Raw genomic sequence first — 22,356 nt, 5'->3', positions numbered from 1 at the left:
CGGCGAGCGGTCAGACGTCCAGGGACGGGGACGATCGACACCGTTCCATACCTACCCCTGACCGAGCGGGTGGAAGCGCGCGACGCGGACAGCTATCCGGCGAGGACGCGGTCCAGCTTCGCGAAGGTGCGTTGCCAGCCTTGTTCGTAATCGTGATCCGACCCGCCGCGGAGTTCGCCGTGCACGAAACGCATTCGCGTGCCGGTGTCATCCGCCGTGAAGAACACGCTCACTCGTGATGGGGCGTTGGTCTCGCTGAGCCACGACCAGGTGAAATCCAGCTCGGTCATCGCCTCGATCCGAAGGTACTCGCCCGTGCAGGTGTGCAGGTCACCGCTGGAATCTTGGAATGAGATGGCGAAACGGCCGCCCGGTCGCACATCGAGTGCTGCGGATGTCACAACCCCGTCAGGGTCCGAGCCCCACCAGCGACGCACGACCGCCGGATCCGTCCATGCGTCCCACACGACCTTCTGCACAGCATCGAAATGATGGTGGACGGTGATCGATGATGCGGGCTCGGCCATGCGCCGAATGCTATCGCCGAGAGTCGAAAGTGGGGCCGCGGATCGGATGACGTGTGCCGGGTATGTGTCTCTCCGCGCGAGGGTCAAGCGCCCACGCCGGACCTACCAGGTCGAGACGTACGCCGAGGTCTGCAGTTCGGCCGCCTGCTCGATGAGGGGGAGCCCGCGGCCGACAGCCTGCTCGATGCGCTGTAGCGCCGCATCGCTGCGCAGCTCGTTCCCCTCGAAGTCGGCTGCGCTGGCGTAGACGCCCAACGGCAGGGTGATCGCCTGGAAGAAGCCGAAGAGCGGGCGAAGCTGGTGCTCGATGATGAGCGCGTGGCGTTCGCCACCGCCCGTGGCGGCCAGCAGAACGGGGCGCCCGACCAGTGCGTACTGGTCGACGAAGTCGAAGAGGTGCTTGAACAGGCCGGTGAAGGACGCACGGTAGACGGGACTGGCGACCACGAGCAGATCCGCGCTCTCGATGGCGCGCAGCGCCGCGTCGACCTCGGGAGTGACGTCGTCGCGACGTAGCGCCCCGGCGAGCGACGGTCCGATCCGGGCGAGCTCGATCAGCTGCGATTCGATGCGCGCTCGGCGACCCACCGCGCCGATGATCTCCGAGACGAGCGCGGTGGTCTTGCTGGGTGTGTGCAGCGACCCCGACACACCGACGACCTTGAGCGGAGCGCGCAGGGATGGCGGCGTGAGCGAGGACTCGCGGTGGGCGGCGATCGTGGTCATGAGGTGACGCTACGTCGATCCCGGAGCTGGCGCCCCTCTCCCCCGACACCGGGCGTCACACGGGTGTCACGACGCGTAACGCGGGCAGCCGCAAGAGCGCCGCGCGGATAGCGTGACAGTCCGACGCGGTCCTGCACCGCCTGTGCCGGAAAGGGACACACTCATGAGCGACTTCTTCGATCGCGAAGCCGACCGGGCATACACCCGCGTCTACAAGACCGAAACGCCCGACATCCTCAAGGCGTGGGCCGAGTTCGACGGCGCGGTGTTCGCCTCCGAGGGACGCGAGATTCCGCTGAAGTACCGCGAGCTCATCGCCCTCGCCGTCGGGATCACCACGCAGTGCGTCTACTGCATCGACGGGCACAGTCAGAAGGCCGCGCGCGCCGGGGCCAGCGAGGCCGAACTGGCCGAGGCCGCGTGGGTCGCCACCGCCATCCGCGCCGGCGGCGGCTTCGCGCACGGCCGCCTCGCGTTCAAGTTCGCCGAAGACGCCCTGGTGCCCGCGCACCAGCACTGAGGGATCACGAGACCCCGGTCCCTGAGCCTGTCGAAGGGTCGGGGTGACGACGCCTCGACAGGCTCGGCGACCTCGGACCCGCCGCATTCGGCGCGGTGCGTCAGACGCTGCTCCCCGGATTGAGGATGCCCAGGGGGTCGAACAGCCCCTTCAGCCTCAGCTGCAGGACGTGCACATCCCGTCCCAGCTCTCGCTCGGCCCACGCTCGTTTGAGCCGGCCGACGCCGTGCTCGGCCGTGATGGTGCCGCCGAGTTCGAGCGCGAGGGCGAAGATCCGGTCGGCCGCCGCGAGCGCCTGCGGCGGCACCGGGGCATCGACCGGGCCCCGCTCGGTCACGATGATGGGGTGCAGGTTGCCGTCGCCGGCGTGCCCGAAGACGAAGACGCGCACGCGCTCTTCCCGGGCGATCGCCTCGATCCGCTCGACGGCCTCCGCCAAGCGCCGTCGTGGTACCGCGATGTCCTCGATCAGGGTACGGCCCAGGGCCTCGAGCGCGGGCAGCGCGCGGCGGCGTGCGAAGAGCAGGGCTTCGGATGCCGCGGGATCCGTCGCCGTCTCCACGTGTGTGACCAGAGGCGCGATGGCGGAGGTGATGACGCCGAGCTCCTCCTCCGCGCCGAATCCGTCGGTCTGGATGACGAGCAGGGCGTCGCCGCGGTCGCGCAAGGTGGTGCCCTCGAGCGCGTCGATCGCGCCGAGCGTCGGTCCGTCGAGGATCTCGAGCACCGCGGGCCGCGCCCCCGATCGCGTGATGGCCGTCACGGCGCGTGCCGCGGCCGCGATGTCGGGAAAGTAGACGGCCGCGGTGACGGTGCGGACCGGGCGAGGAATGAGCCGCAGGGTGGCTCCGACGATGACGCCGAGGGTGCCCTCCGACCCCGTGAAGAGGCCGACGAGGTCGTATCCGGTGACGCCCTTGATGGTGTCCCGGCCGACGTGGATCAGGGTGCCATCCGCGAGCACCACATCGAGCGCGAGCACGTGGTCTCGTGTCACGCCGTACTTGGCGCCGCGCAGGCCGCCGGCGTTGGTGGCGATGTTGCCGCCGATGGTCGAGATTCCCACGCTGCCGGGATCGGGGGCGTACATCAGACCGTGAACGGATGCCGCGGCATCCAGCTCTGCGGTGATGACGCCCGGTTCGACGCGGGCGAGCTGCTCGTCCGCGTCGAGGTCGAGAATGCGGTCGAGGCCGGAGAGGTCGAGGACGAGGGCTCCGGTCACGCCGACAGCGCCCGCGGCGAGGCCTGATCCGGCGCCGCGCGCGATCACCGGAGTTCCCGTGTCGTGCGCCCATGCGAGCAGGCGCTGCACCTCGGAGACGTCGTGAGGGCGCAGCACCCCGGCGGGGTTCGTGACCGGCCATCCGGATCGGTCGGTGGCGGCGGCCCGCAGCACGTCGAGGTCGGTCAGCACGTCGACGGGCGGAGACTGCGGCGTCATGCTCGCAGCCGTTCGCGCGGCAGCCACCCTGAGGCGAATTCGGGCGGCAAGGTCACTTCGCCCGGGCGCCCTCGGTGGGCGGCGAGCGCACCGAGTTCCCGTGCCACTGCGGCGTTGAGCGGTGCATGGATGCCGTGCCGGCGGGCGATCAGCGCGATCTCGCCGCTCAGGAAGTCGACCTCACTCGAGGCCCCTCGCGCGAAACTCTGCCAGGTGGATAGGTGCCCCGGTTCATGCCCCGGCACCTCGGCGACATCGATGCGCGGCGCGTCCCACGGCGGTGGGGCGACGGCAAGGCCGGCCGAGGCGAACACCCGACGCGCCTCCTGCGCGAGGGCCGCCTCAGCGTGTTCCTGCTGCTCGATCGTCGCATCGAAGACATCGACCACGTTGCGAAGGTTGGCGATGAGCTTGCGGCGCTTGGCCGCCGCGATATCCGGCTCGATCAGCGCGGCGAAGCCCGCCTGCGCGAACGCACCGCGGTGGCGCTCCTCCTCGCCCGGCAGCGACGTGGGATACCCGCCGATCCAGGCGACCCCGACGACCGGCTTCGCGGGCGAGACGACGACGCCCGGTTCGAGGTGACTCGCGGGGATACCGACCGAGACTCCGATCACGCGATCGAAGCGGCGCAGCGCCGCGTCCTCGCTCGCCAGGCCGTTCTGCAGCGTGAGGATCGGCAGATCGGCGACCACTCCTACACGGTGGGCGAGGGGGATCCAGGCGATCTCGGCGATGGCCGACTCGGCATCCTGCGACTTGACGGCCAGCACGACCGTGTCGGAGAGGCGCGGAGCCGCGTCGCGGATCGAGGACACCACGTCCACCGAAACCACTTCGTCGCCTTCCGGACGCCGCACCCGGATGCCTCGAGCTGCGATCGCCTCGTAGGACGCGCCTCGGGCGACGAGGGTGACGGGCACCTTCGCGATCGTCCATTGCGCGGCGAGGAGCGCACCGAGGGCTCCCGCACCGACGATGATGTAGCGACTCATGCGACAGCCTCTCGGAGGGTTCGACCGGGCACGGCATCCAGCAGCGCCCCCGTGTATTCGTGGGTGGGGGCGGCGAGCACGCTGGCCGCCGTTCCCTGCTCGAGCAGGCGTCCCCGCCGCATGACGGCCACCTCGTGCGCCACCTGCGCCACGACGCCGAGGTCGTGGGAGACCAGCACGAAGCCGACGCCGAGGTCCTGCTGCAGCCGGGCCAGCAGTCGCAGCACCTGGTCCTGCACCGACACGTCCAGCGCCGAGACCGGTTCGTCCAGATACAGCAGCTCGGGCTCGATGGCGAGGGCCCGGGCGATCGCGGCGCGCTGGCGCTGGCCACCCGACAGCTCCGCCGGGCGGCGGGTCGCCGCATCCGCCGGAAGCGCGACGAGCTCGAGCAGCTCGGCGACCCGGGCGCGACGCGTGGTGCGCGTGCCCAGACCGAACGACACGAGCGGCTCGGCGATGCTGCGGCCGATCGAGAATCTCGGATCGAGGGACGAGAACGGATTCTGCTGCACGAGCTGGAACCGGCGACGCAGCGGTCGGGCCGCGCGCCAGCTCAGCGAGGTGACGTCGGTGCCGTCGAAGAGCACCCGGCCCCGCGTCGGCTTCTCGAGCCCCAGCGCGATGCGCAGCAGGGTGGTCTTGCCTGACCCCGACTCCCCCACGATCGCCAGGGTGCGACCGGCGCGGGCCTCGAGGGAGACGTCATCCAGGGCGCGGAGGGAGGTGGATGCCGATCCCCGCGGCAGCGGGAAGTCCTTCCCGACGCCTTCCCATCGCACCAGGACGGGCGCCGCCTCCGGCTGCGGGTGCGGCGGGCGCGGTGAGATGAGCCCCGGAGCGGCGGCCACGAGCCGCTTGGTGTACGCGTGAGCGGGCCTGGCGAGCACCTCGACGGCCGCGCCCTGTTCGACCACGAGCCCGTCCTGCAGCACCAGCACGCGGTCGGCGCGGTCGGCGGCGACCCCCAGGTCGTGCGTGATGATCACGAGCGCGATGCCGCGTTCGCGGACGAGGGCATCGAGGTGATCGAGGATGCGGCGCTGCACCGTGACGTCGAGGGCGCTGGTCGGCTCGTCGGCGACGATGACATCCGGGTCGCCGGCGAGCGCGACCGCGATGAGCACCCGCTGACGCAGACCCCCGGACAGTTCGTGGGGGTACTGCTGAGCTCGTGCCACCGGGTCATCGATGCCCGCCTGAGTGAGCGCCTCGACGACGGCCGCATCGACCGCGGGTTTCGGCACGCCTCGTAGGCGAACGGCCTCGGCGACCTGGTGGCCGATGCGCTGCGTCGGGTTGAGCGAGACGGTCGGATCCTGCGGCACGAGTCCGACGACGCGGCCGCGGATGCGGCGTGCCACCCGCTCCGGCGCGCCGGCGAGCTCGACCCCGGCCACCTTCGCCGAGCCGGCTACGACACGGCCGGTGTGCGGCAGCAGCCCGAGCAGCGCCAGCGCAGCGGTGCTCTTGCCCGAGCCCGACTCCCCCACGATCGCCACCCGCTCGCCGCGCTCCACCCGCAGGTCGATGCCTCGGAGCGCGTGCGTGAGGTGGCCGTCGCGACGGTAGTCGACGGCGAGGCCGCGGATGTCGATCAGCGCGGCGGGTTCGATCAGCGCGGCGGGTTCGATCAGCGCGGTGGGTTCGATCGGCGCACCGGGTTCGATCGGGGTCGCGCCGTTTCCGGCATCCGGGCTCATCGCTGCACCTCTTCCAGGCTCTTCGCCAGATGGTTCAGGCTCAGCACCACGACGGCGACGAACAGCCCCGGCAGGAGAGACACCCACGGCGCGGTGATCAGGAAGTTGCGCCCGTTGGAGATGAGCGTCCCCCACTCGGCCGCGGGCGGCGCCGCCCCGAAGCCGAGGAAGCTCAGCGCGGCGACGGCGAGGATCGCGGCGCCGAAGTCCAGGACGGCCAGGACGGCGACCGGCCCCCACGAGTTCGGCAGCACGTGGGTGAAGAGGATGCGCCCCCACGACGCCCCGCCGGAGCGGGCCGCCTCGATGTAGGGCAGCGTCTTCACTCGCAGCACCTCCGCCCGGGTCGTTCTGGCGAAGCCCGGGACGATGCCGATGCCGACGGCGATCGCCACCGGAATCGTGCCGAAGCCGAGGGCGGTCACGATCGCCAAAGCGAGCAGCAGGCCGGGGATCGCGAGGAAGACGTCGACGATCCGCATGGTCACCGAATCGACGCCCCCGCCGAGGAACCCGGCGAGCACTCCCAGCGTGAGTCCGGCGACGAGCGCGATGCCGATCGCCAGCACCGTGGCCGCGATGGTCAGGGTCGAGCCGTGCACGACCCGCGAATACAGGTCGCGGCCGAGGTCGTCGGTGCCGAACCAGTGCGCCAGGCTCGGCGGCTGCAGTCTCGCGGCGGGCGCCGTGGCGGTGGGGTCGTAGGTGGCGAACAGTGAGGGTGCGATCGCGGTCAGCAGCGCGAAGGCGACGATCGCCAGCGCGACCACGACGCCGGGTCGGCGGAGCAGCGCCGGGACCGGGCGCCGACGGCGGCCGGGGGTGGATGCCGCGGCCCGCGGCGCCGGCGTTGCGCCGGTCTCCTCGGTCGGTGCGGTGGCGACGAGGGGCTTCTCGAGCAGGTCGGTCATGCGCGGCTCACATTCGGGGTTCGGGCATTCGGGGTTCGGGCCTTCGCGGTTCGGGCGATGCGGGGATCGAGCAGGGGGTAGAGCAGATCGACGATCAGATTGACGACGACGAACGCGGCCGCCGCCAGCACGACGATCGCCTGCACCACGGGGATGTCCTGGGCGAGCACCGACTCCTGGGCGAGCCGGCCCACGCCGTTGCGTGAGAACACCGTCTCCACGACGATCGAGCCGGTCACGGTCGCCCCGACCAGCAGGCCCAGGATCGTCAGGGTGGGCAGGGCCGCGTTGCGGAAGGCGTGACGCACCTGCACCGCGAAACGACTGAGGCCCTTGGCCCGGGCGGTGGCGATGTAGGCCTCAGCGAGCGTGTCGTCGAAGCTGCGGGTCAGCACCTGGGCGAGCACCGCCGCGGTGGGGATGGCCATCGTGACGGCCGGCAGCACGAGGCTCTGCCACCCCTCGCTGCCCATCGCCGGGAACCAGCCGAGGGTGAAGGCGAACACCTGGATCAGCAGGAGCCCGATCCAGAAGTTCGGGACGCTGACGCCCACCGCGGGCACCCGGCGCAGCAGGTCTGCCAGCCGCCCCCGGGGCAGCCACGTCGCGAGGAACGCGATGGCGACGCCGATGACGAGGGCGAGGACGATGGCGATCACGCTGAGGGTGAGGGTGCCGGGGAGGCGCTGCGCGAGCAGCTCGGTGACCGGGATGCCCTTGGCGAAGGACACCCCGAAGTCGCCGCGCAGCGCCGCCCCGAGCATGCCGAGGTACTGAGCCCAGAGGGGGCGGTCCAGCCCGAGTCGGGCCGCGGCCACCTCCCTCTCCTGCGGCGTGAGCGAGTCGACCTCGATGTTGTTGGCCGACAGCATCAGGGCGACCGGGTCGCCCGGCAGCAGGTAGAGGATCGCGAAGGTCACCGTGTAGGCAGCCCACAGCACCAGCGCGGCCTGTCCGATCCTCTTCAGCACGTACCTCGTCATGGCGCTACTCCGCGCTCTTCCAGATGTCGTAGTACGACAGGAACGACTCGCTCGTGAAACGAAACCCGTTCACGCCCGGCGCGGTGGCGGCGAGCTGCACACGCTCGAAGATGGGGAAGGAGACCCCGTCGGCGATGAGCAGCTGCTGCAGCTCTGCGTAGATGTCGGACCGGTCCGCCGGATCGGCCTCCTGCAGTCCCGCGTCGAAGAGCGCCTGCACCTCTGCCGCGGTCTCCGGGGTCTGGGCGTTCTTGGCGAACGCCTTGGACCCGGCGTAGCGCTCGTCGAGGATCCAGGCCAGCACACCGGGGTCGGCCCTGGTGTAGTAGGTCGCGAGCAGGTCGTACTCGCCGTTCGCGGTGATGGCAGCACGATCGGCCGGCTGGTAGACGTCGAGCTTCAGCTCGATGCCGACCTGCTTGAGCTGGTCCTGCAGCAGCACATCGCCGGGCGTCTCGGCCGTGATGGGCGCCACGAGCGTGAGCGTCTGGCCGTCCCGACTGCGATACGTCGCGCCGTCTTCGAGCACCCATCCGGCTTCGTCGAGGATCTCCCCGGCCTTCTCGGGATCGTAGGCGAGCGCATCCGCCTGGCTCTCGAAGAACGGCGTGGTGGTGTCGAATGGTCCCTCGACCACCGGGTAGTCGGCGCCGTAGATGGTCTGGGCATAGGTCTCGCGGTCGATCGAGATCTGCAGCGCGTCGCGCACCGCCTTCTCGGAGAGCGGATGACCCTCGCTCACGTTCGGGTAGTACGCCGAGGATGGACCCGGCAGCGACCGGCTCTCGATCGTGGCGCCGCTGCTTTCCAGGAGCGCCCGGTCCTCGGGGGTGAACGGGTTGCGCGGCCACGCGATGTCGCTGGCGCCGCTGGCGAGGTCGCCTACCCGCACGCTGTCCTCTGCGACGTAGTTGATGTGCACGGCGTCGAGGTAGGCATCGCCCTGGTGGGCATTCAGCTCGCTCGCCCATTCGTACCCGGTGCGCTTGGAGAGGTCGATGCCCTCAGCGGGCGTGTACTGATCGAGCACGAACGGGCCGGAGCCGACGACGTTGCCGAGGCACCGCTCCTCGGGGGTGCCCTCATACGACGACGCTGCGAGGATCGCGAGGTTCGTCGTCGACGTGCCCTGCAGGAACGCGGCGTTCGGCGTCGAGAACTGCACCTCGACGGTGTCCTCATCCACGGCCGTGCTCGACGCGTATCCGGAGACGTACACCCCTCCATAGGCGCCGGGAACGGCAGCGAGGGTCGCCTTGGCGCTCTCCAGGGCGAGCACGACCGAATCGGCCGTGAACGCCGTTCCGTCGCTGAAGGTCACGTCATCGCGCAGGTTGAAGGTGTACGTCAGTCCGTCGGGGCTGACCTCCCAGTCGGTGGCGAGCCACGGCACGATCTCGCCTGTCTCGGGGTCCTGGTCGGTCAGCGAGTCGGCGACGTTGCGGATCACCTGGCGGTGCTCGATCCAGTAGGTCTGGAATGGGTCGACGCACGAGAACGCGGCATTGTCGGGCCAGAACTCGACAGTCAGCTCGCCGCCGGCGACGGGGTCTCCCTCGGGGGCGGTTGTCGCCGCGCCTCCGGTGGTTCCCGCGCAGCCCGCCATCAGGACGACGGATGCCGCGGCCAACGCGGCGAGCGCAGGGGTTCGGTATCGATGGGTCGTGCTCATGGTGTCGTGCCTCTTTCTTGGTGGGTTCGACTGGCATCGGTCGTTGAGCGAGGGAGCGAAGCGACCGGGGTGTGTTCGAGGACGCTCCGGCCGGCCGCGACGAGGGCGGCGTCGTCCTGCGGGGGGTGCGGGCGGGCGCACAGCACGTCGCGCAGGTGCCGCTCGAACGGGAGGCTGCGGGTCAGACCGGGGTTGCCGATCGCGGCGACGAGCCCCTGCACCGCGGCGATCGCGCCGCGGGAGGTCAGGAGCTTGACGAGACCCGGCGAAGCGGGATCCGGTCGTCCTTCATCGGTCTGCGCCGCGACGGCGTCGAGCACCAGCCGGGCCTGGGTGAGCTGCGCCTGCGCCTCGCCGGCGACCGACTGGATGCGCTCGAGCGTTGCGATCGGCCGCCCGAGCGACGTGGGTACGCGCTCGTTGGCGAACCGGGCGAACGCCGCGAGCGCCGCCTGCGCGATGCCGACGTACAGCGACGGCACCGCGAGGGCGATGGAACCCGGGATGCTGCCGTTGTTCGGCACCGTGCCGACCGGAGCGCCGCTGAAGTTCTCGAACGGCACGCGCACGTCGTCGTAGATCACGTCGTGGGTCGAACTGGCGCGCATGCCGAGGTGGTCCCACGTGCGCTCGATGCGGATGCCGGGCGCGTCGCCCGGAACGAGGACGTGGCCTACGCGCTGGTCGATCTCATCCGTGACGACCCAGACGAGGTGGTAGGCCAGGCCCTCCGAACCGGTGGCGAAGCCCTTGTGGCCAGACACCGACCAGCCGTCCGAAGTGCGCCGCGCCGTGGTGGCCGGCAGCCCCCCGCGCGCGGGAGCGCCGAGCTCCGGCTCCGCGCGCACGGCGTTCAGAAGCGTCGGCCGCTCGGCCGATTCACGAAGGATCTGCGCGTAGAGCTCCACGGGCAGCGCCCCGGTCGTTGCCTGCAGGGCGTGCTGGGCGACGGTCATCGCCGTGATCAGGGCGACCGAGGGGTCGCCCTGCCCGAGAGCGAGGAAGACCTCGACGGTCTCGTGCGCCGAGAGGCCGCGCCCGCCGTCCCGCTCCACCACGGATGCCGTCAGCAACCCGGCTTCGTGCACGGCAAGGATCCCGGGCCAGGGAAAGGAGGCGTCGGCGTCGTGCGTCGGGGCGTGCGCCGCGAGGGCCGCCGTCACGGCCGCGAGCGAGCCCGCATCCAGGCGCACCTCCCGGAGGTCCGCGGCGGCGACCGCGCTCACGCTCGGACGCCCTCGGTGATAGGAGGCTGCGCCACGATCTCGCCGCGGACGCCGGTGGCCTCCCGGTGGGCCAGCTCCTGGCGGACGAGCGGCAGGATGTACCGGCCGTAGTCGATCGCGTCGTTGAGGTTGTCGTAGCCGCGGATCGAGATCAGCTCGGCGCCGAGGTCGACGTAGTCGAGGATCGCGGCGGCCACCGTCTCGTAGCTGCCGACGAGCGCCGTCGAGGCACCCTGCGCGTTGGTCACAGCGGCGGGCTTGGTCCACAGGGCACGGTCGTGCAGCTCGCCGCGCGCCGCGGCATCCAGCAGTCGCTGGGAGCCGACGTTCTGTGGGGTGCCGGTCTGCCCGCGGAAGGGCACGAGACCGGCGTTGGCGTAGTTCTCGGCGAGCGTCGCGATCTGGGCGTGCGCCTTCTCCCAGGCGAGCTCGTCGGTCGCGGCGACGATGGGCCGGAACGTCACCCAGATTCGAGGTGTGTCGGTGCGCCCGGCGGCGGCCGCGCTCTCGTTCACGCGGGCGATCTGGTCGCGGGTGTCGGCGAGGGGCTCGCCCCACAACCCGAAGATGTCACCGAGGGCGCCGCCCACCCGGTACGCCGCGTCCGAGGATCCGCCGACCGAGATCGGGATCTCGCCGTGCGGCTGGAATCCGGGCCCGAAGTCCTCGAAGCGATAGTAGGTTCCCTCGTGGCTGAACGGCGCTCGCTCGTTCCACGAGCGCCGGACGATCTGGATCCACTCCGCCGAGCGGTCGTAGCGCTCATCCTTGTTCAGGAAGTCCCCCTGGCGCGCCTGTTCGGCGTCGCTGCCCCCGGAGATGATGTGCACGACGGCACGGCCGTTCGAGAACTGGTCGAGGGTGGCGAGCTGCTGCGCCGCTACGGTGGGGAAGACGGTGTTGGGCCGCACGGCGACGATGGGCTTGATCGATTCTGTGGCCGCCGCGACGGCTGTGGCCACGACGAACGAATCGGCGCCCGAGCTGCCGTAGGGAACGAGGGTGTAGTCGAAGCCCGCATCTTCGAGCGCGCGCGAGTAGTGGCGCAGGTAGTCCGGGTCAAGGCTTCGCCCCGGAAGCGGGTTGAGCTCGTCTCCTGGGCGGACGTTGACGGCGCTGATGAATTCGACGGTCATGACTTCTCCTTCTGGATGGACGCCAGGGCGCCTTCGGGTTCGGATCCGATGGCGACCGGGCGGTCGGGGTGGTTCGACCACTGGCTCCACGACCCCGCGTACAGGGTGGGGCTGTAGCCGGCCAGGGTGAGGGCCACGAAGGCGTGGGATGCCGTGACGCCCGACCCGCAGTAGACGCCGACCGGCTCGCCATGCTCGATTCCGAGCTCGGCGAACTCGCGGCGCAGGGTCTCCGGATCGAGGAATCGCCCGTCGGCGTCGACGTTCTGCGCGGTGAAGCGGTTGAGGGCCCCCGGCACGTGGCCGGCCCGAGGGTCGATCGGCTCGAAGTCCCCGCGGTAGCGCTCGGCAGCCCGCACATCGATCAGCGCCCCCCGTCCGGCCAGGGCGGCCGCCTGGTCGATGTCCACCTGAGGCAGGTGCCCTCTCGAGAGCGTCACACTGCCAGGGGCGGGGACGGCATCGCCCTGCTCGAGAGCGTGGCCGGCGTTCGTCCACGCGCGAAGCGACCCGTCGAGGATCCGCACGTCGGCGATGCCGGCGTCCGTCAGCAGCCACCACGCGCGGGCCGCCGACAGGGACTTGAGGTCGTCGTACACGACGACGACGTCGCCGTCGTTCACCCCCCAGCGGCGAGCCGCCGTCTGCAGCAGGGCGTTGGAAGGGAGCGGATGCCGTCCGTCGGCCGGTGCGCCGTGTTCGGCGAGCTCGGAATCGAGGTCGACGTAGACGGCCCCCGGGATGTGGCCGTCGAGGAACTCGGGCCGCCCATCGGGGCGGTCCAGGCGCCAGCGCACGTCCAGAACGCGGACTGGTGAATCGGCGGAGAGCAGGTCGGCGAGTTCGTCTGCGGTGATGAGGATCTGGGACACGATTGTCTTTCGGAGTCGGCGGATGTCGAGCACCGGGCACGAGGGTGCCGGGCGCGGAAGGAATCGGATGCTGCCGGAGCGAGTGTCAGCGCAGCGAGGCGCTGACGGCCGAGCGCATTCGACGACGCCTCGCGGCACCGGGATTCAGCGAACAGAGGCTCAGCGAGTCGGTCACGTCCACGCCACGCGCCACGCCGACGCCCCGAAGGGTCGTGGTGAAGGGTGCGGGTCGCATCCGAGTCCTGTCTGTCGAGGTGCTCTGGCCAGACTATGGACAACGGCGGGCGAGCTCGCCCAGATCGCGCGGCATATGACGCCGCGTGTCACACGGCGTCCTGGTGATAGCCGGGGCGAGATCGAGACGCCGCGTGGCGGTTGCCGGATTTCGGCCTCACCTGGTGTTTGTCGACTCCGGCGCATCGTGGTCGGCGGAGCGGACTGCGCTCGAAGGGACGCTTCGGCGCTCGGTTCATTTCGCCGCGTGTCATTCCGGGCCCCGATCTCCCCGGATGTCTTCGCAGCTGCGCGCGGTCTCTGCGCGACCGTCGACTGCGACCATAGACACGGCGACACCGAGCCGGGCGGGTGCGCCGGCGGGGTGCGAGCACGCAAGAGATGCAGACGACATCAAGACGCTGTTCGTCTTCACACCCATCGTCGCGGCAAGTGCAGACGAGGCGGACCGGATCGTGCGTGCCTCCCTGGACCCAGACGAGGCCGCGCTGCGTGACGTCGCCGAAGCGTGGTCCAGCGACCTGGAGACCGATCTGACAACCCTCGACCTGGACAAGCCGCTCGACCCCGCGGTCTTCGGCGAGCACGTCTCGCAGGGCACCATCAAGGGGCTTCGCGGCGACTTCGACAGCTTCGCCGAGGCCCCCTTGCGCGACGTGCTCGCCGGCAAGGCCCGCCTCGGCCGAATCGGGAATGGGACCGGCGGCACGGTCGGCACGGCAGAGGAGATCGCGGACCTCGTCGAGGAGTTGGGCGAGGACGCCGACAACGACGGGCTCCTCTTCTCAGGCGACCTTCACCCGGTGACGCTCCACCGGATGCTCGACGAACTCGTCCCGGTACTGCGACGCCGCGGCATCCTCCGCTCGGAGTTCGCCACCGGCGGATTGGGGGAGAACCTCTCCTCCTTCTGACTCATCGGTGATTGATCTGCTGCTCGGCCGCGATCCTTGCCTGCTCTGCCGCATCCGCAGCCGTCTTGCAGGCAACCGTCGTCACGGCTCCATCGGCCGCGACCGTCGCAACCTGCGCGGCATGGTAATCCGTCTCCCGGAGGTGCGCGGGGTAACCATCGGTCGAGTCGTAACGCGCGACGGCGAGACCCGCCGTCAGCAACGACAACCCGACATCCACACCCTGCGCCGTGTCGACGTGGCGCAGCATCCTGCCGTACCGGTCCTCGTCGTTCTGCCCCTCGGGCAGCTCCAGGATCGCGAGATCCCCCTTGTTCAGCAGGGATGAGACGAGCGCCGCGGCTTCCGCGTACCCGCACACGCCGCGCTCCGGCGCGTCGATCCCGATGATGCGCACCGTGCCGTCGCTGGTCTCGATCGTGTCACCGTCGACGACCCAGTCCACTGTGGCTGTCGAAATCAGGGTGGGAGCGGAGCCTGACGTTGGCTCAGGTGCACAGCCCACCACGAGACCAGCGACAGCGACACTCACGAGCGCCACCCGAACTTCACGCATGGTGCTGAGCATAAGGCGTGCTGCATCCCGACCGCCGAACCGTCCCCAGCGCGACGACGCTCGCGCTGAACCGTGACGGAGCTCTTGCGCTTATCGAATATTTGTTCGAAGCTAAGCGCATGACGGACCGCGAGTGGCACCCCGTCCTTGCGGCGCATGAAGGGCCGACAGGAACGTGGCGCATGATCGACCCGCAGGGACGGGTGTACGGCAGAGTGCAGATCCGGCGCCTCAACGGCGAGATCCGGTACCGCGCCGAGCTGGGTGCCGAGCTCCTCGGATGGGCGAACTCTCTGAAGCTCGCGACGTACCGCCTGCACATGGCTCACCTTCGTCAAGCATCCGGGCGGGAAGGGCCGCCGAACGCGCCGCGCTGACCGCGAGCCGCTCCTGTGCGAGGGCTCAGCCAGGGGGCAACGCAACAACCCCGAAGACCAGCGGCGCGATGTCGATCCCGGCACTGTAACGAGAGTCGAGCCCGCGACTGAATCGGTCCTCCGTGGACCATGAATCCTCCGGCGGGCGGCGCCGCGGACGACGGATCCTGCCTCAGATCAGGATGCGCAGGGAGGATGCCGCGCTGGATGAGGACTTCACCGCGCCCGTGCCTCGGAAGGTCGCGACCACCACGTGCTTGCCGCGCGCGAGCTTCGGCAACTCAAGGGACGCCCGCCCCTTCGCGTCGACCGCCACGCTCCCGACCAGCTTCTCATCGACGAAGAAGTCGATCGTCCCCCCGGCCACAACACCTGCGGAACTCTTCACGAGGGCGGATGCGGTCAGCCGCTCCCGTGAGGTCCCGACCCGGCGCTCGAGTGCGAGGAAGGTGCTCGATGGCGCGGCCGCTTCGAAGGTGACCGGCCCGCTCCACGCCGTCCGGTAGGCCCACGTTTCGGGCGCCTGTCTGCTGTAGCCCGATTCGCCCGCGAGAGTCGCAGCGGCGTCGGTGAAGCCCGCGGGGAGATCAGAAGGGATCTGCACCACCAGCCCGTCCGAACTGGTGGACGCCGGGAGATTGATCGGAGCGAACCGCCGGTCGCTCGAGGTGAGAGTCGCCGAAGCGTATCCGTCGAACTCCGGATCGGCGTATTCCCACGGTCCTTCCAGCAGAACCGTCGCCCCGGGGGAGATCACATGCGGTGGGCCGGAATCGAAGGTCCTGGCTTCCACGACGAGGTACGGATCCTCCCGGGCGAAGATATTCGTGGAGCCCGGGTTGGTGCCGAGGAACCATCGCATGCGCCAATCCCCTTCGGCGCCCGCTGAGGTGCAGATCAGCTGTTCCGCGCCGGGGGAGAGCGCGCCAGCCGGGATGACCATCTGGGCCCCTGCGGGCGCCTCCCACTCTTCGGCGGTGAAGGTAGCGCTGACCAACGTGGCCGTGTTGTTGATGAGCGCGCATTCGGCCGTCGCTCCGGCAGCGGAGAGGCCGAAGATCGTCAGCGAGGTGGCGCCCGAGGATATGGCAGCGGACGGCAGCGACCACTGCTCGCTGATCGTGCCGCCCGTCGTCGGAATGACGATCGTGGGTGGCTCGGCGGCATACGCGGACGAGGCAGAGCCGACGAGGGTGACCACCATCACCACCGCGATCACCGCACGTGAGAACAAGCGGCGGGTGTGCGTCATCGGCGTCATAGCTCGTTCATATCGATGGGTGAGGCGCTGGTCAAGGCCCACGCCCAGCCGACCGGCACCGGGCGCAACCGCCCCCGCTCTCAAGTTCCCGGAGCACCTCGTGGAAACTCAGGTCGCAGTAGCCGTGCTCGCTGCGCCAGCGGATCTCCCGGGCCGGACGAGCTCGGGGATCGATGTATCGGGTGGGAGTGTCAACAGTCGGTATTCGGTGGGGTCGGCTGTGTCAGTGCGGTCGGGCCTTCGCTGCGATTTTCTCAGCGATCCCGCACAGTGAAGTAGCCTCGTTCGACCGGCGAGGAAGCGAAAGCAGTCGTGTTTGCGCAGTTGATCTGTTCAGACATCCGCACCAAGTGCGGATTCACGAAATCCATGCTCCCTTCGTCGACCACGTTGTCCCGAATGCCCATGATGACGTAATCGTAACCATCACTTGATGCAGCGCTTGTCACAGGCCCCGATACAACCGCTTCATTGCCGACCACGTTGACGCAGTCGATTGTTCCAGCGACATCCTGATACAGGGGGTGATCCGGGATGTGGATCTTGTATCGACCGTGGGCATCTGTCGTTGTTCCGTAGCCGACCACCCGGACATGGCCCGGCGAGCCACCGGCGAAGATCACTGCGCCAGATCCCGCCACAAAGTCCTCGGTCGCCGCTGTGGCCGGCGTCGCTGACCACACGATGATTCCGAGGGCGGACAGAGTGACGGCAATTACTTTTCGCATGGTGCCTCCACTTAGGGTCGAGTGCTGATGGGGAGCGCACGCTCCCGTTCGGGATAGTACTCCGAGCCCTGTCTCGAGGCGTCAAGAACTCATGGACTCGGGTGGCGAATTGCAGAGGGATCGTGTGTGGGCGGCAGAGGAAGGCTGCTTATGGAGCGTGGCTTATCAGGGCGATGGAGAAGGTCCTGCGGATGGGATGGGCGTGCATGTGACGCTATCGACGGGGCGTGCCGTAGAGGAGTATCGTCCGCACCAAGGGGGTGAGGCGTGAGTCGGCGCCCCGGGCGGCGCGTCGGGTTTCGAGCGCTGATCCAGGCATCGCCATAGCGCGACGGCACGCACCCATGAGCACGGTCCACACGACGCATTCGGACTCGGATCGCTCGATCCGCCGCCCCATCCGCGGGCTCGCGGCATCCGTTCTACTTCTTGTTCTGCTGCTCGGCGCGTGCACGGCGCCCAACGACGATTCGGACGACACCGTGCCGACCCCCCAGCCGACAACGGCGTCGAGCTTCGAGTACGTCGACTGTCCGTCGCCCAACATAGAGGGTGTCCAGGGTCTCGACTTTGCGCCCGAGGTGCGGTGCGGCTATCTCACGGTGCCCGAGAACAGGGGCGACCCCGAGGGAAAGCAGATCCGAATCTTCGTGGCGCGTGCGTCCGCCACCTCAGACGACCCCAAGCCCGACCCGCTCGTGATGCTCGCCGGAGGGCCGGGCGGTGCGGGTTCGTTCGAGATCACAGGCAAGATGGCCGCGGGACTCAACGCCGACCGCGAGGTGATCTTCGTCGATCAGCGCGGAACCCACCTTGCCGATCCGCTACTCAAGTGCCCCGAAGCTGAACAGGCCGACAATGATGCGATCAGCATCCCATTCCTTTCGGCAGATGCGACTCAGGCCCAGGTCGCGGCTAACGAGGTGTGCATACGCCGCGTACGGGACGAGGGCTTCGACCCGGCGGCATACAACACCGCCGAGAATGCAGCCGATTTCGCCGACCTGCGTGTTGCGCTAGGCATCGACGAATGGAACGTCTACGGCGTCTCCTACGGATCGCGGCTCGCGTTGTCGTACTTGCGCGATCACCCCGAAGGCATCCGCAGCGTTGTGCTCGATTCCGTGTCGCCCCCGAACGTGAACATCGCCGAAGACTGGTGGTCCGCCCCCGCGAGCTCGTTCCGCGCGATATTCGAGGCATGCGCAGCCCAGCTGTCGTGCGCTACGACGTATCCCAACCTCGAGGCCGACTTCTTCGCAACGGTGGACCGGCTGGCCGCGACGCCCGAGGTGGTGGAGACGACGGATTCCGCGGGGCGGCCGATCATCGTCAACATCGACGCCTTTCCGTTCCTGTACGCCATCATCATGGCAAGCGAGCGAGGCGATGCGTCGGGGGTGCCCAAGATGATCGATGACATGGCGAATGGCGATACGGCGTCCACGGTCGAAGCGGTGCTGGCGCTTCAGACACCCGACTTCTTCCTCGGCCTGGGTGGCTGGGGTCTGGCATTGACCATTTTCTGCGGCGAGAGTGCGAACATCACGACCGAATCGGCATACCTTGCGCGGTCGAGGGATGTGCTCCCTGAGTTCCCCGAAGAGGTATTCGCCGTACAGCCCAAGCAAGGACGCCTGTTCCAGCAATGCCCTGTCTGGGACGTGCCCGACCGGCCAGACCTCAGCGATCCCGCCGTTAGCGATGTCGATGTGCTTCTCATGGAGGGCGAGTTCGACGCGGCAACCGCACCCGCGTGGGTCGAAGCGGTGACGCCGCACCTGTCGAATGCGCAGGTCGTGGAGTTCCCCTTCACCGGGCACGATGTGCTTGACAAATCGCAATGTGCGAAAGACGTCATGTTCGCGTTCCTCGACGATCCCTCGGCTCCCGTCGACGGGTCGTGCGCGGCGGAGATCGAGCTGGTCTTCACAACGGAGTGATGTGTGGGGAATCACCCTGACGAGTGCGCGAAGTGGACGCACCTACCCTGGGGATGTGTCCGCACTTGCCGAGTGATCGCTTGTTGTCATACTGGCGCGGGCGATCTTGAGCCACCTCGTTTCGGGGTGGTCCACGCCAGCGGTCGCGCCGGCCTTGACGGCGACGAGTGGATCGGGTCGAGCCGTTGTTCTGGGACGCAGGTGCTGTCAGGATGCACACACATCGAGCGGCGGAGGTTCCATGTTCTCACTCGGGCAAACATGGCGCGGGAAGTCGTTATTCGCGCTCCTCCTCGCGCTCGCGCTGCCGGCGGCGGTCGCGTCGCCGCTGGCTGCAGTGGCTTCGCCTGCAGAGCCGGACACGGTTTCAGCGGCCTCCCCTGCGGAGCCGGACACGGCTCTCGAGTTTTCACTGGGCACGCCGCTTGGGGGCGGAGAGCGACGGTCCTTCGGCGATCTGTCGACTCGCCGGATCCTGTTCGGCGCAGACACGACCCGGCTCGTCTTCGCGACGGATCTGGTTGCTATCGGCCCTGTACACTGCGCCGTCTATTCCAGCGCGGGAACAATCGCCCAGCGTTCCTGGTCGCCGGAGGAGTGGGATGCGGCGGCGGACCGCGTGCTCGACGTCCCCGCCGGCTCGACCGGCCCGGGCAAGTTCCCAGAAGCGACCTGCGCCACGGGCGTCCACCCGGTGGAGAACACTGACCGTTGGAACCTCATCGGCGTCGCGGCCGCCGGCCCCACGGTGATCCTCACCGCCGACGTCAGTCTGTTGGACTTCTCCTGGAGCAGCGCCGCCTACGAGAACCGCACCCGGCCCAACGCCTACCCTGGGCAGCGAATCCTCGTGACCGGTCCACCCGGAACATGGACCGGGACCGGGACGATGGACCCCGACAACGCGAGGTATGGCGCGCAGTTGGCGCTCTCCGGGCATCCGGATAAGTACGACGTCGACATGCCGGTCGAGGTTTCTCCTGACGGGGCGACGGTCTCGGTCACCCTTCCGAACGAACTTCCAGCGGAGTACTTCGGGGATAGCCCAGCCGGGCTCGCTATCTTCTTCGAGAATCTCGTTCAGAACACCCCGGAGTCACCCGGCAGGTCGGAAAGCGTCGACTGGTACGCGATCCTCGACATCGCCGATCAACGAGTGAGCACAACGTTGACTATGAATCGAACCGTCACCCTCCCGCGGCTGCCTATCCGGGCGACGGCGGTGGTGGATACCGCGTCCACCGGTGGCACGGTCACCTTCACCGTCGACGACAAGACGGTCAAGGCCGTCAGGTTCTCGACGGCGACGAACGGCACTGTCACGACAACGCTTCCCAGCCTCCCCCGCGGTACGCACGTCGTGCGCGCGGTCTACTCAGGTGCCGGAGCAGTCGGCGGATCGGAGAGCCTTCCCGTCACGCTCCGCATCCTCGGCTGATCCGACACATCCGATCAACGCGGGCCAGCTTGACCGCGTTGTCAAGACACTCCAACGCCGCCCGTCCGTCCCGCGGCGTGCTATCGAAAGTTTGATGGTCTGTCCCGCTTGGGCCGCCGGTCTGCCTCGCACGTGGATTTCACACTCGGTGATCTTCCCCACGATCAGTTTGAGGACGACGGGCGGCGGGAAGACGACGGCGGCAGGAAAGGACGCGTGGGCGCCGCGATTGTTTGCTCTAGCGCGTCGGACCACCGCGCTTCACCGGCTACCGAAGCCCCACAGCCAGCGCTCCCTCATGACGATGACAGCGACCGCCGAAGCGATCACGAAGAGGTTGAACACGGCCGGGACAAAGGAACATTCAGGCAGGCCGAGCACTTTTGAGACGCGATGCACAAAGTCCTTGCGGCGCTGTAGCAACCGGCTGTATGGTTCTCCCGAACTGGATGCAACGCGCCTCTACTCGCGTCCCTCCTCGCTACCCGAAAGCGCTGAGAGAGGCTTTTGTCGTGCCTGTGACGCTCCGCCAGCGAGAGATCGATCGACCTGAGGAGCATCCGATGACTGTTTCTGCGTCCATCACACCGCGTCGCCGGCGACTGCTGGTGACACTCGTAGCAGCGGTCGCCGTGATGCTTCCGCTCGCGGTCGCCTCGCCGCCGGTTCACGCCTCGCCCGCGAGCGCCGCTGTCGCGCCGCCCCAAGGCGACTGGGCGTCGCTCGAGGCGACTGCAAAGAAGCAGGGCGAGGTGCCGGTGATCGTGACGCTGAACACCTCCACCACGATCAAAGCGCCCGATCGCCTGGACAAGCCGGGGCTCGAATCCCAGATAGCCGCGATTGCCCGCGCTAATGCCCGGCTGCTGGCGCTATTGGGGCCGGTCAACGCGCTCAAGACGATGATGGAGTTCCCGTTGGTGGCGTTCCACGCGACTTCCGCGGACCTGGCGCGCTTGCAGCGCTCTCCGCTTGTCGTCGATGTCACCGAGGATCTCGAGAGGGCGCTGGATGTCAGCGAGCGCACCGCGACCGAATCGAAGTCGATCGAGGGTGTCGCGGGACCCCAGGCGACCTCGAACAGCGGCCAGTACACGCAGCTCACGAACTGGTGGGATTACTACCGGATCGGCGTCGACAAAGCCGCCGCTGCCGGCTATAGGGGCACGGGCCAGACGGTGGCGATCATCGATTCCGGCGTCGACCGGACGCACAACTGGATCACCAACGTAGTGAATGAGGCCTGCTTCGCCTCTGCCACTGTCGGCTCCTCCGCCGGCTACTGCCCCAACGGCGCATGGAAGCAACTCGGCTTCAATGCCGCGCGGCCGTGCTTGCAGGCCGGGTGCGCGCATGGCACCCACGTCGCACACACCGCCGCCGGGACCAATGGCGTCGCCCCCGCCGCGAAGATCATGGCGATCCAGGTCTTCCACCCCGGAGCGACGGGAATCACCTACTGGGACAGTGACCTCATCTGGGCGATGAAGCATGTGTACGACGTGCGTTCCTATTACAAGATCGCAGCGGTCAATCTCAGCCTCGGCTACTCCCTCAAGTTCGTCGGCTACTGCGACAACTACTACTCGACCACCTCCGATATAGGCAAACTGACCGGCTGGATCAACCTCCTCAAAAGCGTGGGAATCGCGTCGGTGATCGCCAGCGGCAATAGCGGTTTCCGTGGAGGGGTGTCGCATCCGGCCTGCCTGTCGAACGCCGTCACTGTCGGCAACACCACCCTCGTCGGCACGGCGACTGACGCCGTGTTCACGTCATCGAACTCGGGACCGCAGATCGACCTCCTCGCGCCCGGTACCGACATCTGTTCCGCGGTCCCCGGCAACCGGTACGAATGCGCGTGGATCGGAACATCGATGGCAGCTCCTCACGTAGCCGGCGCCTACGCCGTGCTGAGACAGAAGAGGCCCACGGCAACCGTGGACCAGATCCTGCTCGCTCTACAGCGGTCGGGAGTCGCGGTCGCCGATGGGCAGGGCATCACGAGGACGAGAATCAATGTCTACACGGGTCTGCAATACCTGAACTGACAGAGTTTCATGGAGTGCTCGCTGAAGTAGCGGCGGCCGGCGCCGTCCCGCTTGCCGCGTTGCTCGATCGGACGTGCCTCCAGCCTTACGCGGCGCGGCGGGGTTGGGGCGTGCGCGGACAACGTCGGTGCGGCGCTGA

At 68.6% G+C, this 22,356-nt stretch carries 20 protein-coding genes; 6 read left to right on the top strand and 14 right to left on the bottom strand.

Annotated features, from left to right (window positions below):
- Window positions 1–92 precede the first annotated feature (92 nt).
- Both ACLQ2Q_RS03055 and msuE read right to left on the bottom strand, forming a co-directional pair.
- Complete coding sequence (locus ACLQ2Q_RS03055; RefSeq protein WP_425817809.1) at window positions 93–527, bottom strand: SRPBCC family protein; 435 nt, start codon at window positions 525–527, stop codon at window positions 93–95.
- Window positions 528–629: 102 nt separating this feature from the next.
- On the bottom strand, window positions 630–1,253 hold the full coding sequence (gene msuE, locus ACLQ2Q_RS03050) for an FMN reductase (RefSeq protein WP_425817807.1): 624 nt from the start codon (window positions 1,251–1,253) through the stop codon (window positions 630–632).
- A 163-nt stretch (window positions 1,254–1,416) separates the two neighbouring features.
- On the opposite strand from msuE, the gene ACLQ2Q_RS03045 reads away from it, so the two are divergent.
- Window positions 1,417–1,773: a carboxymuconolactone decarboxylase family protein gene (locus ACLQ2Q_RS03045; protein ID WP_425817805.1), complete on the top strand. Its 357-nt coding sequence runs from the start codon at window positions 1,417–1,419 to the stop codon at window positions 1,771–1,773.
- A 100-nt stretch (window positions 1,774–1,873) separates the two neighbouring features.
- Here the strand turns inward: ACLQ2Q_RS03045 and ACLQ2Q_RS03040 are convergent, their stop codons facing one another.
- The 9 genes from ACLQ2Q_RS03040 to ACLQ2Q_RS03000 are packed head-to-tail and all read right to left on the bottom strand — an operon-like array spanning window position 1,874 to window position 12,715.
- The gene (locus tag ACLQ2Q_RS03040; RefSeq protein ID WP_425817803.1) at window positions 1,874–3,217 is read right to left on the bottom strand and encodes an FAD-binding oxidoreductase; all 1,344 of its coding nucleotides are present in this window, start codon (window positions 3,215–3,217) and stop codon (window positions 1,874–1,876) included.
- On the bottom strand, window positions 3,214–4,212 hold the full coding sequence (locus ACLQ2Q_RS03035) for a ketopantoate reductase family protein (protein ID WP_425817801.1): 999 nt from the start codon (window positions 4,210–4,212) through the stop codon (window positions 3,214–3,216). Before ACLQ2Q_RS03035 ends, ACLQ2Q_RS03040 begins: the two co-directional genes overlap by 4 nt.
- Window positions 4,209–5,915: a dipeptide ABC transporter ATP-binding protein gene (locus ACLQ2Q_RS03030; RefSeq protein WP_425817799.1), complete on the bottom strand. Its 1,707-nt coding sequence runs from the start codon at window positions 5,913–5,915 to the stop codon at window positions 4,209–4,211. The genes ACLQ2Q_RS03035 and ACLQ2Q_RS03030 overlap by 4 nt, the downstream gene beginning before the upstream one ends.
- The gene (locus tag ACLQ2Q_RS03025; RefSeq protein WP_425817797.1) at window positions 5,912–6,826 is read right to left on the bottom strand and encodes an ABC transporter permease; all 915 of its coding nucleotides are present in this window, start codon (window positions 6,824–6,826) and stop codon (window positions 5,912–5,914) included. The genes ACLQ2Q_RS03030 and ACLQ2Q_RS03025 overlap by 4 nt, the downstream gene beginning before the upstream one ends.
- On the bottom strand, window positions 6,823–7,809 hold the full coding sequence (locus ACLQ2Q_RS03020; protein WP_425817795.1) for an ABC transporter permease: 987 nt from the start codon (window positions 7,807–7,809) through the stop codon (window positions 6,823–6,825). The genes ACLQ2Q_RS03025 and ACLQ2Q_RS03020 overlap by 4 nt, the downstream gene beginning before the upstream one ends.
- A 4-nt stretch (window positions 7,810–7,813) precedes the next feature.
- On the bottom strand, window positions 7,814–9,481 hold the full coding sequence (locus ACLQ2Q_RS03015) for an ABC transporter substrate-binding protein (protein ID WP_425817793.1): 1,668 nt from the start codon (window positions 9,479–9,481) through the stop codon (window positions 7,814–7,816).
- Window positions 9,478–10,707 (bottom strand): acyl-CoA dehydrogenase family protein, encoded by a 1,230-nt coding sequence (locus tag ACLQ2Q_RS03010; RefSeq protein ID WP_425817791.1) that lies wholly within the window; start codon window positions 10,705–10,707, stop codon window positions 9,478–9,480. The genes ACLQ2Q_RS03015 and ACLQ2Q_RS03010 overlap by 4 nt, the downstream gene beginning before the upstream one ends.
- Window positions 10,704–11,843 carry an LLM class flavin-dependent oxidoreductase gene (locus ACLQ2Q_RS03005; protein ID WP_425817789.1) on the bottom strand — a complete coding sequence of 380 codons (1,140 nt, stop codon included), beginning with the start codon at window positions 11,841–11,843 and terminating at the stop codon, window positions 10,704–10,706. The genes ACLQ2Q_RS03010 and ACLQ2Q_RS03005 overlap by 4 nt, the downstream gene beginning before the upstream one ends.
- Window positions 11,840–12,715 (bottom strand): sulfurtransferase, encoded by an 876-nt coding sequence (locus ACLQ2Q_RS03000; RefSeq protein ID WP_425817787.1) that lies wholly within the window; start codon window positions 12,713–12,715, stop codon window positions 11,840–11,842. Before ACLQ2Q_RS03000 ends, ACLQ2Q_RS03005 begins: the two co-directional genes overlap by 4 nt.
- A gap of 509 nt (window positions 12,716–13,224) precedes the next feature.
- Here ACLQ2Q_RS03000 and ACLQ2Q_RS02995 point away from each other — a divergent pair.
- A complete protein-coding gene (locus ACLQ2Q_RS02995) occupies window positions 13,225–13,863 on the top strand; it encodes a hypothetical protein (RefSeq protein ID WP_425817785.1) in 639 nt (212 codons plus the stop codon).
- Window position 13,864: 1 nt separating this feature from the next.
- Here ACLQ2Q_RS02995 and ACLQ2Q_RS02990 read toward each other — a convergent pair whose 3' ends face one another.
- The gene (locus ACLQ2Q_RS02990; RefSeq protein WP_425817783.1) at window positions 13,865–14,308 is read right to left on the bottom strand and encodes a thermonuclease family protein; all 444 of its coding nucleotides are present in this window, start codon (window positions 14,306–14,308) and stop codon (window positions 13,865–13,867) included.
- A gap of 230 nt (window positions 14,309–14,538) precedes the next feature.
- On the opposite strand from ACLQ2Q_RS02990, the gene ACLQ2Q_RS02985 reads away from it, so the two are divergent.
- Window positions 14,539–14,796, top strand: a complete 258-nt coding sequence (locus tag ACLQ2Q_RS02985) for a hypothetical protein (protein ID WP_425817781.1) — start codon at window positions 14,539–14,541, stop codon at window positions 14,794–14,796.
- Between the two features lie 172 nt (window positions 14,797–14,968).
- Here the strand turns inward: ACLQ2Q_RS02985 and ACLQ2Q_RS02980 are convergent, their stop codons facing one another.
- Window positions 14,969–16,057 carry an Ig-like domain-containing protein gene (locus tag ACLQ2Q_RS02980; protein WP_425817779.1) on the bottom strand — a complete coding sequence of 363 codons (1,089 nt, stop codon included), beginning with the start codon at window positions 16,055–16,057 and terminating at the stop codon, window positions 14,969–14,971.
- 254 nt (window positions 16,058–16,311) lie between these two features.
- Window positions 16,312–16,785 carry a hypothetical protein gene (locus tag ACLQ2Q_RS02975; RefSeq protein ID WP_425817777.1) on the bottom strand — a complete coding sequence of 158 codons (474 nt, stop codon included), beginning with the start codon at window positions 16,783–16,785 and terminating at the stop codon, window positions 16,312–16,314.
- Between the two features lie 344 nt (window positions 16,786–17,129).
- Between ACLQ2Q_RS02975 and ACLQ2Q_RS02970 the strand changes: the two genes are divergently transcribed.
- The 3 genes from ACLQ2Q_RS02970 to ACLQ2Q_RS02960 all read left to right on the top strand — a co-directional run bounded on the left by ACLQ2Q_RS02970 (window position 17,130) and on the right by ACLQ2Q_RS02960 (window position 22,217).
- On the top strand, window positions 17,130–18,728 hold the full coding sequence (locus tag ACLQ2Q_RS02970; RefSeq protein WP_425817775.1) for an alpha/beta fold hydrolase: 1,599 nt from the start codon (window positions 17,130–17,132) through the stop codon (window positions 18,726–18,728).
- Window positions 18,729–18,969: 241 nt separating this feature from the next.
- Window positions 18,970–20,166, top strand: coding sequence for an Ig-like domain-containing protein (locus tag ACLQ2Q_RS02965; protein ID WP_425817773.1), 1,197 nt, complete (start codon window positions 18,970–18,972; stop codon window positions 20,164–20,166).
- 635 nt (window positions 20,167–20,801) lie between these two features.
- Window positions 20,802–22,217 (top strand): S8 family peptidase, encoded by a 1,416-nt coding sequence (locus ACLQ2Q_RS02960; RefSeq protein ID WP_425818607.1) that lies wholly within the window; start codon window positions 20,802–20,804, stop codon window positions 22,215–22,217.
- The last annotated feature ends 139 nt before the right edge of the window (window positions 22,218–22,356 follow it).

The organism is Microbacterium sp. DT81.1 (assembly GCF_049844955.1).
Taxonomy (GTDB): Bacteria; Actinomycetota; Actinomycetes; order Actinomycetales; family Microbacteriaceae; genus Microbacterium.
The sequence above is the reverse complement of the archived record's forward strand: the minus strand, read 5'-3'. Positions and strand labels throughout refer to the sequence as shown.

Excerpts from the sequence above, each read along its gene's own strand:
- ACLQ2Q_RS03055 (WP_425817809.1), bottom strand. The coding sequence starts at position 527 with ATGGCCGAGCCCGCATCATCGATCACCGTCCACCATCATTTCGATGCT.
- msuE (WP_425817807.1), bottom strand. The coding sequence starts at position 1,253 with ATGACCACGATCGCCGCCCACCGCGAGTCCTCGCTCACGCCGCCATCC.
- ACLQ2Q_RS03045 (WP_425817805.1), top strand. The coding sequence starts at position 1,417 with ATGAGCGACTTCTTCGATCGCGAAGCCGACCGGGCATACACCCGCGTC.
- ACLQ2Q_RS03040 (WP_425817803.1), bottom strand. The coding sequence starts at position 3,217 with ATGACGCCGCAGTCTCCGCCCGTCGACGTGCTGACCGACCTCGACGTG.
- ACLQ2Q_RS03035 (WP_425817801.1), bottom strand. The coding sequence starts at position 4,212 with ATGAGTCGCTACATCATCGTCGGTGCGGGAGCCCTCGGTGCGCTCCTC.
- ACLQ2Q_RS03030 (WP_425817799.1), bottom strand. The coding sequence starts at position 5,915 with ATGAGCCCGGATGCCGGAAACGGCGCGACCCCGATCGAACCCGGTGCG.
- ACLQ2Q_RS03025 (WP_425817797.1), bottom strand. The coding sequence starts at position 6,826 with ATGACCGACCTGCTCGAGAAGCCCCTCGTCGCCACCGCACCGACCGAG.
- ACLQ2Q_RS03020 (WP_425817795.1), bottom strand. The coding sequence starts at position 7,809 with ATGACGAGGTACGTGCTGAAGAGGATCGGACAGGCCGCGCTGGTGCTG.
- ACLQ2Q_RS03015 (WP_425817793.1), bottom strand. The coding sequence starts at position 9,481 with ATGAGCACGACCCATCGATACCGAACCCCTGCGCTCGCCGCGTTGGCC.
- ACLQ2Q_RS03005 (WP_425817789.1), bottom strand. The coding sequence starts at position 11,843 with ATGACCGTCGAATTCATCAGCGCCGTCAACGTCCGCCCAGGAGACGAG.
- ACLQ2Q_RS02995 (WP_425817785.1), top strand. The coding sequence starts at position 13,225 with ATGTCTTCGCAGCTGCGCGCGGTCTCTGCGCGACCGTCGACTGCGACC.
- ACLQ2Q_RS02985 (WP_425817781.1), top strand. The coding sequence starts at position 14,539 with ATGACGGACCGCGAGTGGCACCCCGTCCTTGCGGCGCATGAAGGGCCG.
- ACLQ2Q_RS02980 (WP_425817779.1), bottom strand. The coding sequence starts at position 16,057 with ATGACGCCGATGACGCACACCCGCCGCTTGTTCTCACGTGCGGTGATC.
- ACLQ2Q_RS02975 (WP_425817777.1), bottom strand. The coding sequence starts at position 16,785 with ATGCGAAAAGTAATTGCCGTCACTCTGTCCGCCCTCGGAATCATCGTG.
- ACLQ2Q_RS02970 (WP_425817775.1), top strand. The coding sequence starts at position 17,130 with ATGAGCACGGTCCACACGACGCATTCGGACTCGGATCGCTCGATCCGC.
- ACLQ2Q_RS02965 (WP_425817773.1), top strand. The coding sequence starts at position 18,970 with ATGTTCTCACTCGGGCAAACATGGCGCGGGAAGTCGTTATTCGCGCTC.
- ACLQ2Q_RS02960 (WP_425818607.1), top strand. The coding sequence starts at position 20,802 with ATGCTTCCGCTCGCGGTCGCCTCGCCGCCGGTTCACGCCTCGCCCGCG.